Origin of the sequence: Longimicrobium sp., assembly GCF_036399935.1 — a bacterium.
Lineage (GTDB): Bacteria > Gemmatimonadota > Gemmatimonadetes > Longimicrobiales > Longimicrobiaceae > Longimicrobium.
In genome coordinates this window covers 74178-89568 of sequence record NZ_DASWMD010000019.1, presented here as the reverse complement: position 1 = coordinate 89568, position 15391 = coordinate 74178, and the positions used below count along the sequence as shown (strand labels likewise).

Sequence of the window (15391 nt, the reverse complement as noted above, 5' to 3'; positions counted from 1 at the left end):
CGAGTCTCTGCGAGATGTTGCGGCGGAATTCGCCCCCGGCCAGCAGCTCGGTGCGCAGGCCGCGGCGGCGCAGCCCGGCGGCCAGCAGGGCCGGGCGGGGGGCGGCTCATCCGCGCTCGCCGCGTCCGTCCGTGTACAGGGGCGTGATCACCGCGAGCGCCGCCTCGGACAGGCCCGGCGCGGCGGCCACGATGCCGTGGGGCTGCACCGGGTCCGGCTTGTTGTACCGGAGCGGCGCGCCCAGGCAGTCGGTGACGGTGCCCCCCGCCTCGCGCACCACGACCTCGGGGGCGCAGGTGTCCCACTCGCGCAGGTACGGCACGGGGTGCACGTACAGGTCGCTGTGCCCCTCGACGACGCGCGCGCACTTGAGCCCCACCGAGCCGGCCGGCTGCACTTCGCCCGCGCCCAGCCCCGCCTGGATGGCGGCCAGGAGCGGGTCGGGGTGTGAGCGCGAGCCCACCAGCCGCGGCGGCGTCCTCCCGGTCCGGGCCTGGAGGCGCAGGGGACCGTTCCCGCGCTCGGCCCAGGCCCCGGCGCCCTCGGCGGCGTAGTACAGGGTTTCCAGGGCCGGCAGGAACACGGCGCCCAGGACGGCGCGTCCGTCCATCGCCAGCCCCACCATCACGGCGAACTCGCCGTTCCGGGCCAGGAACTCGCGCGTGCCGTCCAGCGGGTCCACGATCCACACGCGCGCCGCCCGCAGCCGCTCGGGGGTGTCGGCCGACTCCTCGGACAGCACGGCGTCGGCGGGGAACGCCGCGCGGAGCGCCTGCACGACGGCGCGGTTGGAGGCGTGGTCGGCGTCGGTGACGGGCGAGCCGCCCTCCTTGGCGGTGGCTACGGCGCGCCCGTAGAACGGCATGGCCGCCTCGCCGCCCAGCCGCGCGGCGAGAACCGCGGCGCGCAGCTCGGCGGCCCACGGGCCGTGCCCGTTCCGGTGAAGGTTCACGACGGCTCCGCTACAGCCCCAGGCGCACGCCCAGCGACGCCGACAGGTTGAATGCGTCGCCGCCCAGGTGGCGGTTGAGCTCCCAGGTGCCCCGCACGCGCGCCAGCGTGTCGAACCGGCGCCGGAACAGGAGAAGTTCCGCCCCGGCGCAATTCAGGACGTCCACCTCCGCCGCCTGGGGGCCCGGCCGGCCGCCACGCACCCGCTCGCGGCCCAGGTCCACCTTCCAGCGCCCGCGCGGGGTGTACCCCTCCAGCGCCAGCGTGGCCCCGCCGCCGCCGTACGCCGCGGGCGACCCCAGGAACTGCCCCCGGTGCGTGTGCCCCTGCAGCTGCGCGAAGTGCACGTACGCCGGGCCCTGGGTCCGTACGGAGCGCAGGTGGCCGGGCTGGGTGTTCAGCCATTCCGCCCGGAGCGACAACAGGCTCTCGCCCCGGCGCCACGCCTTGCGCCCGCCCAGCGCGTACCCGGCGCTGTGGTCCGGCTCCAGGACGAAGTCCAGCAGGTCCCAGCTGTGGTCCTCGCGCAGGTACTCGCCCCACACCTCGACGCCGCCGCCGGGGAGCACCCACCGCGCGAACACCGACGCCAGCTGGTTTCCCGCGTCGGAGCGCGCGTCCGGGCCCTCGCCGGTGCTGCCGAGCCCCGCCTTGAAGATGGCTTCGAACGGCTTCGCCAGGTCGCGGGGGGAAAGCCCGCCGAGAGGCCAGGGCTCGTGGAAGAAGCGCGACGCCCCGACCTCCAGGCCGTCGAGCCCGTAGGGAAGGAAGGTGGCCACCATCCCCGTCATCAGGCGCCGGCTGCCGTGGCCTTCGTGCGGCGACCAGGCCGACTGCGCCAGGCTGCCCCACACCACGCGGCCGTGCACCCGGCCGATGCCCACCTTCCAGGGCGTCGACGTGCCCGCGAAGCCGTGGGCGAAGCCGCCTGCGTTGCCCCCCAGCACCAGCGGGTACGCCGACGAGGGCCCCCACTGCTGGCTCGCGGTGGACACCCCGGCCGCCAGGCCCACGACGTCCACCCGCAGCGTGCTCTCGCCCGGGTCGATGCGCGCGTACGGCTGGTCGCCGAAGCGCTGGGGGCGGTCGAGCGTGGTGGGCGCGTCGGGATCGGCAAAGGCCAGGCGGCCGGTGCGGCCGGTGGGCATGAGCTCGAACCCGGCGTTCTGGGCCCAGAATCCGTGCGGCTCCACCCGCAGCGACACGGGGCCCGCCCGCAGGGCGAAGCCCGCGCGCACCGCGGCGGTGATCCCTCGCCCCGCCCACGTCACGCCGTCGTTGGCCCCGTGGGGAAAGGCGGAGTTGTACGTCAGGTCCACGGCCGGCCGAAGCAGCCGGACCCACGGGGCGCGGGCAGGCCCTTCGGCCGCGCGCGGTGCCCAGGGGTGGGCCGAGTCGGGAAGCAGAAGCGCGGCCTCGCGGGGCGAAAAGCCGCGGATGGACCAGGGGTACAGCGGCGCGGCGCCGGCCACCTGGAGCACCCGCAGGTACTCCTCGGCCTCGCTGCCGACGCTGGCCTCGGCGCTCAGCTCCGGCTGCTGCCCGACCAGCGGAGCGCCTCCGGCCAGGAGGGCGGCGCTCCACAGGGCGGCGCTCCACAGGGCGGCGGCCGGGCGGGAGGGCCTCACGCGGCCCCGCGGCGGCACGGCTTCGGCGCCCGGCTCACCGGGCGAACGCCCCGATGGCGCCGCCACCTCGTCCCGCTCCGCCCCCGTGAGCCCGGGGAAACGGACAAGGAGAGCACCCTGGCCGCGGCGCGGTCGCTGTCGGGGAACTCGCCCCTCTGGTATGCCACGTAGGCCAAGCACGGCTGCTGGTGAAGGGGGAGCGGGGAGTACACCGACGTTCCGACCTGCCGCGGCGACGGGAAGTCCCGCGGAAGATAGGCCTTCGCGACAGAGTCTGCAATCCGTTCGCCTGCTTGGACATGGCGCCCCGGAGGGTTATAGTTCACGCGATCGCCACCCGACCCCGCGGAGACCTCACTTGGCCCGACGTGCCTTTCTTCCGTTCCTGTGTCTGCTGGCCGGCGTTCCCCTGGGGGCGCAGGAAGCAACGGACTCGCTGCCCCCGCCCGCCCACGGCGCCGTGCAGGCGCTGCATACCGTGGGCGGCGCCGTGGAGGAGGCGCTGCGCGACGCACAGCTGCGCGGCGAGGCATCGGCGGACGGGTTTCTGCTCCGCTCGCCCTCGTCGCTGGTCCGGGACCGGGGGAACGGCGTGTGGATCGTGGCGCCCGAGCTTACGCTCGCGTGGAACTCGCGAATCCCCTTCTCCCTCAACGACGGCGCCCTCTGGGCCGCCAAGGGGCTGAGCACGCTGGTGATGGCCGGCGTGCAGGGGGAGGCGGGGCCGGTGCGGCTGGTGCTGGCGCCGGAGCTGTCGTACTCGGAAAACCGCGACTTCGGCGACCTGCTTCCCTACGATTGGGGACCGGAGCAGCGGGCGAGCCACCGCGCGCCCTGGCAGAGCGGCACCCACTCCATCGACCTGCCGGTGCGGCCGGGGAGCGGGGAGCGGCGGCGGATCCATCCCGGGCAGTCGTCGCTGACGGTGCGCGCCGGCCCGGTGGCGCTCGGCGCGGCGACCGAGAACCAGTGGTGGGGCCCCGGCGTGCGGAACGCCGTGCTCCTGGGCGGGCAGGCCGCGGGCATCCCCCACCTTTTCCTGCGCACGGCCCGGCCGGTGAGCACGCTGCTGGGCCGGGTGGAGGCGCGGTGGATCGCGGGAGGGCTGCGCGAATCGGCGTGGTTCAATGCCACCCCCGGCGACGACTGGCGCTCCCTGAGCGCGGCCGCGGTGGTGCTGACGCCGGTGGACGGGGTGTCGCTGGGCCTCGCGCGTTCCGTGTACTCCGGCGCGGACGGTGGGGCGGGGGTGCTGAAGAACGGCGCGGACGTGCTGCTTCGCTGGCGCGGCGCGGGCGACACCGCGGCCGCGAGGCCCTTCGAGCAGATGACCAGCCTGTTCGGCCGCATCGTGCTTCCCGCCGACGGGGCCGAGGCGTACGCGGAGTGGGTGCGCTACCGCCTTCCCGGCTCCGTGCGCGAGCTGCTGGAGGTTCCCGAGCACACGCAGGGCTACACGGTGGGCATGCAGTGGCTTCGCCCCGTTCCGGGCGGCCGGGCGCGGCTGCAGGCCGAGCACACCTACCTGGAAAAGAGCCCCTCCTACCGCACCCTCCCGACGGGAAGCTACTACGCCGGCCCCGCCGTTCCGCAGGGCTACACCCACGAGGGGCAGGTGATCGGCGCGTCGATGGGTCCCGGCGCGTCGGGGCAGTGGCTGGGGCTCGACTGGCTGGGCCGCGCGGCACGGGCGGGGGTCTTCGCGGGGCGGATCCGCTGGGCGAACGACGCGCTGTACGACAAGCCCGCGCCCAACTCGGGGTTGCGTGGCCACGACGTCACCCTGCTGGCCGGGCTTCGCGGCGCGGCCGACGTGGGCGGCGCGCGCGTGAGTGCGGAGTGGACGGCCGGCAAGCGCTGGAACTACCTGTTCCAGGGCTACGCCTTCGACTGGGACCAGCGCGAGAACACCGTGAACGTGGTGAATCACACCCTGCGGGTGCAGGTCTCGGCGGCGCCGGCGCGAAGCACGGGGGCCGTACGATGAAGCGGCGCTGGCTTGCCCCGGCGCTCGCCGCCCTGCTGGCCTCGGGGTGCGACCTGCTGGAGCCCGGCGAAGCGGACCGCGTCCCCGGGCGCTACCGGCTTGCCACCTACGGCGGACAGGCGCTTCCCGCGGTGATCGCCGGCGACGCCGCGGGCAACCGGGTGGAGCTCCGCTCGGCCGAGTTGGAATTGCGGAGAAACTTCCGGTGGGTGCTCGTTCAACGGGTGGAGTCGGTGGCGGGCGGAGCACGGACCCCGGCGGTCCTGGCCGACTCGGGGATCTTCCGGTTCAACACCGTCCCCGGTGAGATCTTCGTGACCACGCCCGACGGACGGCCCCACCCCGCCAACCTGCGGGGCGCCGACACGGTCGACGTGTTCTGGAGCTACCAGCGGCACGACGTCTTCGTCCGCTAGCCGCCGGGTCCCCGCCCCAGGAGCCGCCGCCAGAAGCCCGCGCGCTCGGGCAGCGGAGGCACCTCCAGCGGGGGTTCGCCGGCCAGCATGCGGGCCGGGTTCACCTCCGAAAGCATCCGCAGCTGCTCCTGCCCTCCCCGGGCGATGAGCATCTCCCGCGCCGCGCCCACGCCCAGGCGTCCGCGGGCGTGGTGGTCGCTGGACAGGTAGTCGGCCCAGCCGCGGTTCAGCAGGGCCCACGCGGCCCGCTGCGGGCCCGGGCCGTACCGCCCCGCCAGCGATCCCCAGTTCACCTGCAGGGCCGCCCCCACCTTTCGCCACTCCTCCGGCCCGGCCAGCTCCTCCCCCACCTGCGGATACCGCTCCGGGTGCGCCACGATGGGGAGCCACCCGGCCACCTTCAGGTCGAAGAGAGCGCGCGCGGCGCCGGGGGGAACTCCCTGGAAGGGGAACTCCACCAGCACGAACCGCGTGCCCGCCAGCCGCAGCCGCGGGTCGTCGAGCACCGGGCGGGGCGAGTCGAGCATCAGCTCCACCCCCCGCTCCACCCGCAGCGCCGGAAACTCGGCCGCGGCCAGCTCCGACAATTCCCGCCACCCCCGGTCCAGCGCCTCCATCCCGGCCGCCAGGCGGGCGGGATGCTCCGTCATCGACGCCTGGAAGTGGGGCGTGGTGACCAGGGTGGTCACCCCCGCGTCGCGCATGTGCGCCAGCGCCTGGCGCGATTCGTCGAGCGTGGCGGCCCCGTCGTCCACGGCGGGAACCAGGTGCGAATGGAAGTCGATCATCCTTTCAGGCGGTTCGGCGGGCGGCGGCGTCCTCGATGACGCCGCGGAGCGTGGCCCGGACTGCGTCGTAGCTGGCGTGCCGCTCGCACCAGCGGCGGGCGCGCAGGCCCATCTGGCGCGCGTCTTCGGGCGCGTCTAACAAGGCGTCCAGCGCCGCCGCCAGGGCGGCGGGGTCGGCCGGCGGCACCACCAGGCCCCGTCCCCCGGCCAGCATGGCGGGGATGTCGGACACGGCGGTCGCCACGGTGGGCCGGGCCATGGCCATGGCGTCCAGCAGCTTGCTGGGCACCTGCATGGCCGACTGCGGGTGCATCCGCTGCGGCACCACCACCACGTCCGCGGCCTCCAGCAGCAGGGGCACCTCTTCCAGCGGGGACGGCGGGTGGAACGAGACCTCGGGCAGCGCCGCCTTCAGCGACCGAAAGAACGGGTCCGCCGGATCGCCGCCGGCCACCACGAGATCGGCGCCGTGCCGCATTCGCCGCACCGCCTCGGCCGCGTCCTCCACCCCGCTGTACACCCGCGGGGTGCCCATGAACATCACCACCGGCCGCGCGCCGACACCCAGCCGTGCCCGGGCCCGCTCCCTCCACTCGGGGCGGGGCTGGAGCCGGGCGGTGTCCTTGGCGTGCGGCACCAGCGTTCCCCCGTAGCGCGCCTGCAGCGCCTGCCCCGCCACCGTAAGCCGCTCCGCCCACCCCGTCCTGGCCAGCATGGCGCGCGTCCAGGACCGGCCGTCGGGGTGGCCCACGTTCACCGCCCACCGCCGCGGCTGCCGCAGCGAGCCCGCGGGGCGGAACGAAAGCTCGTCGTCGTCGATGTCGAGCACCACGGGCGCGCCCGAGCGGCGGCGATGGAGCAGCGCCACGCCGAAGCTGGCGAACAGGGGCTTCACCGCGTACACCACGTCGCCGCGGATGCGGCCCAGCAGGGTGGAGACGGTGGACGCGTACCCCGGCCAGCGGCCGCCGGGCACGCTTTCGACCGGCACCGGCCCGCCGCGCGCCGGCTCCCACACCCCGCCGCCGAACGCCGTGCCCAGCACCTGCACCTCGAAGTCGCGCGACAGGACCTCGGCGAGCAGCTGGGCGCGGGCCACGGAGTTCAGCGACACGTTCGACGAAAGCAGCGTCACCCGCATGGATTCACCCGTCACGGCCGGGAAAGAGGCCTGGCATGGGTCCGAAGAAGCGTTCCCGGCCCAGCCACGCCACCGCGAACGCGGAGGCGATCGCGGCCAGGAGCAGCCCGCGTGCCCCGGGACCGGGCAGAAGCCGCAGCGCGGCGATGGCCCCGGCGCCGCCCAGACCTACCGCGGCGGCGCGGAGCGCGGCCCGCCCCGTTTCCGGGATGCGTCCGCGGACCACCCAGAAGAGCGCCACGCAATCCACGCTCACCCGCGCCAGCCAGGCCACGGCGGCTCCCTCGATCCCCCACCGCCACACGAAGGCACCCAGCAGGGCCACGAACAGCGGCAGCTCGGCCAGGTGCAGCCAGGCGGTAAGGTCCGGCCGTCCGACGGCCTGCAGCAGGGTGGAAGGCACCTTGGCCAGCCCGTTGACCAGCAGCCCCGCCGCCAGCCAGGCCAGCACCGCCTCGCCCTCCGCGGCGTATTCCGGGCCTACCCACAGCCGCAGCAGGTCGCCCGCGAAGGCGGCCAGCAGCAGCGACAGCGGAAGCACGAGCAGCGCCACCGCCGCCACCCCGCGCTCCAGCAGTTGGCCGAGCCGTGCGCCGTCCCGGCGGGGAACCGCCGCGAAGGCGGGGAACAGCACCGTCACCACGGCCCCCGAGGCGATCCCCAGCCGCAGGGCCACCTCCTGGCCGGTGCCGTAGTACGCGGCCGCGGCGGCGGAGGCCATGGCGGCCACCACGAAGCGGTCCAGGTACACCAGCAGCGGCGATACGATGGCGCTCACGGTGGCCCAGCCCCCGTACGCCAGCAGGGGCTTCACCAGCCTGCGGTGCATGCGCGGGCCGCGCAGGCGGGGGATCTCGCGCACGCAGAGCGCCGCCAGGGCGCACCAGCTGGCCAGCCGCGCCGCGCACAGGACACCCACCACGGGCACCAGCCCCGGGGCCAGGGCCAGCGCGGCCACCGGGCCCAGGTAGGTCAGCGCCGCCGTGGGCATGGCCACGGCGTTCACCAGGCCGAAGCGGCGGCGTGCCTCCAGCACGCCCCCCAGCACCGGCGCGGTGACCGTAAAGGGCAGCGCCAGCGCCAGCAGCCGGAAGGCGGAGGCCGCTTCGGCAACCATGCCGGGAGGCACGTGGATGCCCCGGGCGATCGCGGCGGCGAAGAAGAAGAGGGCCCCGGCCGCGGCGGTCCCGAGGGCGCCGCTGATGGCCAGGGCCGTCCACACCACGGGGGCCAGCACCCGCGAGTCCCGGCGCCGGTCGGCCGAGGCGTGCCTCGCCACGGCGCGCCCCAGCCCCAGCTGCAGGAATGCGGCGTAGCCGATGACGGTCCAGGCCAGGATCAGGACGCCGAACCGCTCCGGGCCCAGCCCCGAGGCGATCCGCGGGATGGCGGCGATGGCGATGGCGGCGGGGATGCCGGCGCCCGCGAGGGTCCAGGCGATGCCCCGCCGGTTGGAGCCCGGCGGAAGCCAGCGCGGCAGACGCCCGGCGGGAGCGGCCCGCGGCGGCGGCGGCGCCGGGCGCATCTCGCGGCCGCTCAACGGGCCGCGTCGCGGTACTCGAGGTAGCGGTACCCCCCCAGGGCGGCCCAGCATCCCAGCCCGTAGCCCATGGACGAGAGGGCCCGCAGCACGCCGGCCCTGCCCAGCAGCGGCGAGGCGGGTAGCAGCGCCGCCGAGACGCCCAGCCGGACGGTGGCCCAGGCCAGCCGCCGGCCCACCGCCCTCCGGCGGGCCGGGAGCGCGTACTCGCAGCGGAGGGCGGTGTTTCCCACCCGGAACGAGCGCCGGAGCACCCAGCCGGCGCGGGCGCGCGCGGGGGGGACGTGCTCGTGGGTGACCGCCGCGGGCGCGGCCACGATCCGCGCGCCTTCGCGCACCGCGCGCATGAAGAAGAACGAGTCCTCGCCCCCGGAAACCCCGAAGGCGGGGTCGAACGGCTCGTCCCCGGCCAGGAGGCGGGCGGCGACCAGGACGTTGTTCGTGGAGGCCACGGGAACCAGGGTGCCGCGGGGGGGCGGCGACACCGCGAACGCCGGCGCGTCCGCCAGCCACGCGGGAGTGCCGGGCGCAAACGAGGGGACCACCCTGCCCTGCACCGCGTCGGCCCCGAAGCAGCCCTGGGCGTCCAGCAGCTCGTGGAGCCAGCCGGCGCAGACCGTTTCGTCGTCGTCGACGAACGCCACGAAGTCCGCACCGGCCTCCAGGGCGCGGGCGACGGCGCGATTCCGCGCGCGGGAGATGTTGCGCTCGGGCTCCACGACGTAGTGGAGATCCCACGGAAGATGGGCCGCGGCGGCGGCGGTGCGCGCGGACTCCCCCGCGTCGTTGTCGCAAACGACCACGAAGACGCGGGGCGGCTGGCGGGCGAAGGTGAGACGGCCCAGGCTGGCCAGCAGCGCGGCGAGCCGTTCGGGGCGGCGAAAGGTGGCGATGCACACGGCGACCCGGGGAGCGGCGGAACCGCGCTCCGGGCCCGCGCCTGCGGCCGCGCGCTCTCCGGGGATGGCACCGGCCCGCCGCTCCGCGGCCCTCACCGGATCAGCCCTTGGGCCGCGCGCGGAACCACGCCACGCGCTTCGGAATGCCTTTGTCGCCCGCAGCCGTGGCCCCCGATGAAGCCCGCCCCGCCGGTACCGGTCAGCGTCATGACGGATGCCTGTCGGCCGGCCTCAGCCCCGGCCGTAGCGGTCCTCGAGCCGGATGACGTCGTCCAGCTCGGGGGTGCTCACCTCGAGGAGCACCGAGTCTTCCAGCGCCTCCATCCGGTGCACGTCGCCGGGGCGCACGGTGATGCACTGGCCGGGCGACATCTCGTAGTCCACCCCGTTGAAGTGAAAGCGCAGGCGGCCGCTCTGCAGCAGCATGGTTTCCTGCTTGCGCTCGTGCTTCTGCAGGGAGAGGGCGTGCCCGGCCGTCACTTCCAGCACCTTGCCGGCGTAGCGGTCCTCGTGGGCGTACCAGACCTCGCGGCCCCAGGGCTTGGGGACGATCTTGGGCTCGGCGAAGGGCGAATCGGCGTGTGGTTGCATGGCCATGCGAACGGGCAATCGGGAAATCGGAGCGCCGCCGCCGGCCGGCGTGGGCGCGGCGGAAAAGCTATCCGCGTCCGCCGCCGCGCGACAGCCCCGGCGCGGCCAGCAGCCCCTGGGCGCGCGGGCGGGCCGGGGGGCGGGGGCCCCGCTCCCGCCGCGCGTCGGCAAGGCTTCCGGCGGTGCGCAGGAACAGCTCGCGGTTCAGCCGGAGGGCCGTCTCGTCGGCGCTCCGGCGCCTGCCCAGCGCCGCGGCGCCCGCCGACCAGCGGGCGTGCTCGTCGGGGCCCATGTCGGACACCCGCTGCAGGGCGGCCACGAACGCCGCGGGGCGGTCCAGCGGCAGGTCCCACCCGGCGTGCGCCGCCTCCAGCCCCCGCCACGGGGTCTGGTCGCTGATCAGCGCGGGGCACCCCTGCACCAGCGCCTCCACCACCACGTGGCCGAAGTTCTCGCCCAGCGTGGGGAGCAGGAACACGTCGTAGGAGCGCATCAGCGCCGCCACCCGGTCTGACTGCACCGGGCCGTGGTAGCGAACTTCCACGTGCGGCGGCAGGGCCTCGAACAGGGCGCGGCAGCGCGCCCAGTAGTCGGGGTCGCCCACCGGCCCGTAGATGCCGAGCTCCACCCGCCCGCGGACGCCGCCGAGGAGCGCGATGGCGTACGCAAGGTTCTTCTTGGGGTCGATGCGCGACAGGAACATGGCGCGCACCACGCCCGCCCGCTTGGGCGCACGGAGCACGGCGCACGGCGCGGGCGCCGCCACCAGGTCGGGAGCCACCACCACCGCCGCCCGCCGTCCCATGCGCCGCCGGATTTCGGCGGCCTCGTGCTCGCTCGACGCCTGCCAGGTGACCCCCCGGTACAGCCCCGCCGCCCCGGACAGGGCGATGTACAGGCGCTTCTTCAGGTACTTGGGCGGGGGAAGCCGCTCCGCCAGGCGGCGGGGCAGCCACCCCCCCCATCCGCCGACCGACAGCGCCCCCGGGTGAAGCTCCCCTCTCGGCGCCAGCACCACCGGCGTCACCGGCACGGCCCGCAGCCGGCGCAGCAGCAGCGGCGCGATGGACATGGGCGCCGAAAAGAGGCTGTTCAGGTACAGCACGTCGTAGGCGGTGCCGCGCATGGCCCGCCGCAGCCCCCGCAGTCCCACCTGCCGGGGAGGCAGGTACATCGCCTCACCCCGCCCCACGGGCTGCCAGGCGCCGGGGACGATGCCGGGGTAGGGCCGGGCGTCGCCCAGGTCGCGGTCGCGGGTCAGGATCCGGAAGCGGAACGGCGGCCCCATCTGCTCGACCATGTTCTGCACGGTGCGCAGCGGCCCGCCCGCCTTGTACCCGGGGAGGTAGCGCTCCAGCAGCGCCAGCACGGCCACCTCGCCGCGCCCCGCCGGACCGGTGGTCACGCCACCTGCCGGCGCGCCGGCGCCGCCCCACCCGCCGTGGCGCGGATCACCCGGGCCACGCGCTCCAGCTCCGACGAAGCCAGGTTGCTCCCCGAGGGCAGGCACAGCCCGTGTTCGAACAGGCCGCGCGCCACCTCGCCGCCCCAGGTGGGAAGCCCGGCGAACACCGGCTGCAGGTGCATGGGCTTCCACACCGGCCGGGCCTCGATGCCGTGGGCCTCCAGCGCCAGCCGCAGCGCCTCGCGGTCGGCGCCGAACTCCGCGGGGTCCACCGTCAGGCAGGTGAGCCAGCGGCTGTGCCGGCCCCACGGGGCCTCGGGCATCCACCGCAGCCCGGGGACGTCGGCCAGCGCCTGGCGGTAGAACTCGAAGACGGCGCGGCGGGCCAGCACCCGCTCCTCCAGCACCTCCAGCTGCGCGCGCCCGATGGCCGCCAGCACGTTGCTCAGGCGGTAGTTGTAGCCGATCTCGGAGTGCTCGTAGTGCGGGGCCGGGTCGCGGGCCTGCGTGGCCAGCTTGCGGGCGTGGGCCACCAGGACGTCGTCGTCGGACACCAGCATGCCGCCGCCCGAGGTGGTGATCACCTTGTTGCCGTTGAACGAAAAGATCCCCGACTGCCCGAAGGTGCCCGGGGCCCGCCCGTGGTAGGTGGCGCCCAGCGCCTCGGCCGCGTCTTCCACCAGCGGCACCCCGTGGCGCGCGCAGGCGTCGACGATGGGGTGCAGGTCGGCGCTCTGCCCGTACAGGTGCACCACCACCACCGCCGCGGGGAGCCGCCCGGCGCGGGCGCGGTCTTCCAGCGCCTGCTCCAGCAGGGCCGGATCCATGTTCCACGACCGGGCCTCGCTGTCGATGAACGCCGGGCGCGCGCCCAGATAGGCGATGGGGTTCACGCTGGCCGAAAAGGTCAGCGAGCTCACCAGCACCTCGTCGCCCGGCCGCACCCCGGCCAGCTGCAGCGCCAGGTGGAGCGCCGCCGTCCCCGAGCTCAGCGCGGCCGCGTGGCGGGAGCCCACGGTGCGGGCGAACTCGGCCTCGAAGGCGTCCACGTGGGGGCCCAAGGGGGCGATCCAGTTGCTGGCGAAGGCGTCGGCCACGTACGCCTGCTCACGCCCGCTCATGTGGGGGGTGGACAGGTGGATGCGGGGCGGCACGTCGGACATGCTCACGTCGGTTGCTCGTTGCTCGTTCGGACCAGCGGCCGGGCCGGCACGCCGGCCACCGTGGCCCCTACCGGCACGTCGCGGACCGCCACGGCGCCGGCCCCCACCCGCGCGTCGTCGCCGATGCGCACTCCTGGCACCACCGTGGCCCCCGCCCCGATCCAGCCGCGGTCGCCCACGCGCACGTTTCCGCACAGCGACGACATGGGCGACAGGTGCGCCCCGTGGCCCACCACGCAGTCGTGCTCCACCACGGAGGCGGTGTTCAGGATCACCGCTTCGCCGACGCGCGCGGCGGCGTTCACCACCACGCGGGGAAAGACCACCGTTCCCCGCCCGATTGTCGCCGAGGGGCTCACCGTGGCCGTGGGATGCACCAGCGGGGGCGCGGGCGTGTCGCCCAGCGCGGCCAGGCAGCGCGCGCGCTGCGCGTTGTCGCCCACGGCCAGGGCCACGGCGCCGGCGCCGGCGGGAAGCGGGGCCGCGCGGCGGATGGCGTCCAGCAGCTCGTCCTCGCCGGCCACGACCGTCGCGCCGCCGGGCTCCACCACCTGGCCGCGCTTGGCGGGGTCGCGGTCCACGAACCCCGCCAGCCGGTGGCCGGCCGCGCGCACCAGGTCGGCCACGACCTTGCCGTGGCCCCCGCCCCCCCACACCAGGAAGTCGGTCACCAGACCTGGCGCACCAGCACGAACGCCTCGGCCGCGCGCACGCCCACGGTGCACCCGCGCATGGTCGCCAGCGCCCGCAGCGCCTCGGCCGAGCGCTCGTGCGGAAAGGGCTGGATCTGCGACTCGAAGCACTCCATGGCGCGCACCTTGGTGTCCAGCTGGTCCGACACGTCCACGTACACGTTCGGCGCGAAGGCCGGCGACAGGTACGGCGCGTTCCAGTTGGTTTCGGAGAGCGTCTCGTACGCCAGCACCATCCGCGGCGGCGCGGCGGTGGAGGGGCGCGACGCCACCAGGGCCGAAAGGAACACCAGCTGGTGGTCGGCGTGGATGTCGCCCACGAAGGGGATGAGCACCGTGTGCGGCCGCACCCGCGCGAACACCTCGCCCATCCGGGCGTTCAGGTCGCGGTGCGCCACCGTGTCGAGCGCCGCGGCGGGAAAGTCCAGGAAGAACGTTTCCCGCACGCCCAGCACCCGGTGCGCATCCGCCGCCTCGGCGCGCCCCCGGGCGATGAACGCCTCGTCCCAGTGCGGGGGAAAGCCCTTGGTCACGATGACGACGTACACGTCCTCGCCCGCGGCCGACAGCCGGGCGATGGTGCCGCCGGCGCCCAGCACCTCGTCGTCCGGGTGCGGCGCCACCACCAGCAGCGGGCCCTTCACGCCCGCCTCTCCCCCGGCAGCGCCGCGAACAGCGCCGCCCCGTCCATCCCCAGCTTTTCGTGCATCCGCAGCACCTTTCGCGCGTCCACCCGTTCGCCATCCCCCCGCTGCACCACCCGGAGCCGTATGTGGCCGCGGTCGCCGCACTGCACCAGCACGCCCCCTTCATCCATCGCCTGCACCTGGCCGGGAAGGCCCCACCAGCGGTCGTCCCGCACCCGGTCCGCCGCCCACACCACCAGCCTTTCGCCCCCCTGCACCGTGAAGGCGCCGGGGTACGGGTCGCCCGAGGCGCGCACCAGCGCCCATACCTGGTCGGCGGGCTTCGTCCAGTCGATCCACCCGTCCGCGGCGGTGCGCCGGGCGCAGAACGTGGCGCGCGAGTGGTCCTGCGGCAGCCGCGGCGCCGTTCCGGCCGCCAGCCGCGGCATCAGCCCGGCCAGCATGCGCCGCAGCGCGTCCATGTGCTTGCCGTACAGCGTGGCCGCCGTTTCGTCCTCGTCCACGCCGAAGCGCTCCTGCGCCGCGATGTCGCCCGAGTCCATCCCCTGGTCCAGCCAGAACAGGGTGCCGCCCGTCTCACGCACGCCCTGCAGGATGGTCCACGGGATCACCCCGCGCCCGCGGTTCTCCGGCAGCGGCGCGGGGTGGTAGCCGATGGCCCCTCCCGCGGGCACCGCCAGGAAGTCGTCGCGGCAGATCTGCGACCACCCGATCACCAGCACGTGGTGGGGCGCCACCTCGCTCATCGCCGCCAGCGCCTCCGGCGTGTTCACGTCCGGCGCGTCGATCACCGCTACGCCCAGCGACTGGGCCAGGGGCCGCAGGTGCACGTAGTCCGAGTGGCGGCGCGAGCGGTCGGGGGGCAGGGTCAGCAGCGCCGCGGGCGCGTGCCCCGACTCCGCCATGGCCTGCAGCGCCACCCGCGTGCTTTCAACCGCCCCGACCAGAACCGTGCGCATGCAGCCGTGCCTGTTCCAAGGGGCCGCTCCGGACCCGTTCGCCCCCCACGACCACCGCCAGCGTCCGCGCCAGGATGCGCAGGTCCAGCCAGAGCGAGCGGTGGTCCACGTACCACACGTCCAGCAAAATGCGCTCGGGCCAGTCGAGCTCGGTGTTGCCGTTCACCTGCGCCCACCCCGTGAGCCCCGGCGTCACCTCCAGCCGCCGCCGCTGGAAGGCGTCGTACCCCGCCACCTGCTCCGGCAGCGTGGGGCGCGGGCCCACCAGCGACATGTCGCCGCGCAGGACGTTCACCAGCTGCGGCAGCTCGTCGACCTTCAGCCGGCGCAGCACCGAGCCCACGCGCGTCACCAGGGGGTCGCCGGCGCGCACCTGCGCCATCTGGTGCGCGGGGACCTGGTGCACCCGCATCGTCCGGAACTTGAGCGCGTGGAACACCCGCCCTCCCCTCCCCGCGCGCGGCTGCACGAACAGCAGCGGCCGCCCGTCTTCCAGCAGGATGCCGGCCGCCGCCAGCGCCAGCACGGGCGAAGCGGCCAGCAGCGCCGCGCCCGACACCAGGACGTCCAGCACCCGCTTCACC

General features: G+C 75.3%; 15 protein-coding genes. 2 read left to right on the top strand and 13 right to left on the bottom strand.

The window, feature by feature from the left end:
• Positions 1-106: 106 nt before the first annotated feature.
• Positions 107-952 carry a 3'(2'),5'-bisphosphate nucleotidase CysQ gene (locus tag VGB24_RS07260; RefSeq protein WP_331072275.1) on the bottom strand — a complete coding sequence of 282 codons (846 nt, stop codon included), beginning with the start codon at positions 950-952 and terminating at the stop codon, positions 107-109.
• 10 nt (positions 953-962) lie between these two features.
• Complete coding sequence (locus VGB24_RS07255; protein WP_331072274.1) at positions 963-2579, bottom strand: capsule assembly Wzi family protein; 1617 nt, start codon at positions 2577-2579, stop codon at positions 963-965.
• 358 nt (positions 2580-2937) lie between these two features.
• Between VGB24_RS07255 and VGB24_RS07250 the strand changes: the two genes are divergently transcribed.
• Together VGB24_RS07250 and VGB24_RS07245 are read left to right on the top strand one after the other, a co-directional pair.
• Positions 2938-4566: a capsule assembly Wzi family protein gene (locus VGB24_RS07250; protein WP_331072273.1), complete on the top strand. Its 1629-nt coding sequence runs from the start codon at positions 2938-2940 to the stop codon at positions 4564-4566.
• Positions 4563-4982 carry a hypothetical protein gene (locus VGB24_RS07245; RefSeq protein WP_331072272.1) on the top strand — a complete coding sequence of 140 codons (420 nt, stop codon included), beginning with the start codon at positions 4563-4565 and terminating at the stop codon, positions 4980-4982. The genes VGB24_RS07250 and VGB24_RS07245 overlap by 4 nt, the downstream gene beginning before the upstream one ends.
• On the opposite strand, the gene VGB24_RS07240 is transcribed toward VGB24_RS07245, so the two are convergent.
• The 11 genes from VGB24_RS07240 to VGB24_RS07190 form a co-directional block, all read right to left on the bottom strand.
• Positions 4979-5770 carry a tyrosine-protein phosphatase gene (locus VGB24_RS07240; RefSeq protein ID WP_331072271.1) on the bottom strand — a complete coding sequence of 264 codons (792 nt, stop codon included), beginning with the start codon at positions 5768-5770 and terminating at the stop codon, positions 4979-4981. The two genes, VGB24_RS07245 and VGB24_RS07240, sit on opposite strands and share 4 nt — an antisense overlap.
• A gap of 4 nt (positions 5771-5774) precedes the next feature.
• Positions 5775-6926 carry a glycosyltransferase gene (locus VGB24_RS07235; RefSeq protein ID WP_331072270.1) on the bottom strand — a complete coding sequence of 384 codons (1152 nt, stop codon included), beginning with the start codon at positions 6924-6926 and terminating at the stop codon, positions 5775-5777.
• The gene (locus VGB24_RS07230; protein ID WP_331072269.1) at positions 6916-8451 is read right to left on the bottom strand and encodes an oligosaccharide flippase family protein; all 1536 of its coding nucleotides are present in this window, start codon (positions 8449-8451) and stop codon (positions 6916-6918) included. The genes VGB24_RS07235 and VGB24_RS07230 overlap by 11 nt, the downstream gene beginning before the upstream one ends.
• A complete protein-coding gene (locus VGB24_RS07225) occupies positions 8448-9446 on the bottom strand; it encodes a glycosyltransferase family 2 protein (RefSeq protein ID WP_331072268.1) in 999 nt (332 codons plus the stop codon). Before VGB24_RS07225 ends, VGB24_RS07230 begins: the two co-directional genes overlap by 4 nt.
• A 135-nt stretch (positions 9447-9581) precedes the next feature.
• Positions 9582-9947, bottom strand: a complete 366-nt coding sequence (locus VGB24_RS07220) for a cupin domain-containing protein (protein WP_331072267.1) — start codon at positions 9945-9947, stop codon at positions 9582-9584.
• A 61-nt stretch (positions 9948-10008) separates the two neighbouring features.
• A complete protein-coding gene (locus tag VGB24_RS07215) occupies positions 10009-11346 on the bottom strand; it encodes a glycosyltransferase (RefSeq protein WP_331072266.1) in 1338 nt (445 codons plus the stop codon).
• Positions 11343-12509, bottom strand: a complete 1167-nt coding sequence (locus tag VGB24_RS07210) for an aminotransferase class I/II-fold pyridoxal phosphate-dependent enzyme (RefSeq protein WP_331072276.1) — start codon at positions 12507-12509, stop codon at positions 11343-11345. Before VGB24_RS07210 ends, VGB24_RS07215 begins: the two co-directional genes overlap by 4 nt.
• 2 nt (positions 12510-12511) lie before the next feature.
• The gene (locus VGB24_RS07205; RefSeq protein WP_331072265.1) at positions 12512-13180 is read right to left on the bottom strand and encodes an acetyltransferase; all 669 of its coding nucleotides are present in this window, start codon (positions 13178-13180) and stop codon (positions 12512-12514) included.
• Entirely contained in the window at positions 13177-13845 is a 669-nt protein-coding gene (locus tag VGB24_RS07200; RefSeq protein WP_331072264.1) for a PIG-L deacetylase family protein, read from the bottom strand. Before VGB24_RS07200 ends, VGB24_RS07205 begins: the two co-directional genes overlap by 4 nt.
• Entirely contained in the window at positions 13842-14807 is a 966-nt protein-coding gene (locus VGB24_RS07195) for a methionyl-tRNA formyltransferase (RefSeq protein WP_331072263.1), read from the bottom strand. The genes VGB24_RS07200 and VGB24_RS07195 overlap by 4 nt, the downstream gene beginning before the upstream one ends.
• On the bottom strand, positions 14779-15390 hold the full coding sequence (locus VGB24_RS07190; RefSeq protein ID WP_331072262.1) for a sugar transferase: 612 nt from the start codon (positions 15388-15390) through the stop codon (positions 14779-14781). The genes VGB24_RS07195 and VGB24_RS07190 overlap by 29 nt, the downstream gene beginning before the upstream one ends.
• Position 15391 lies beyond the last annotated feature (1 nt).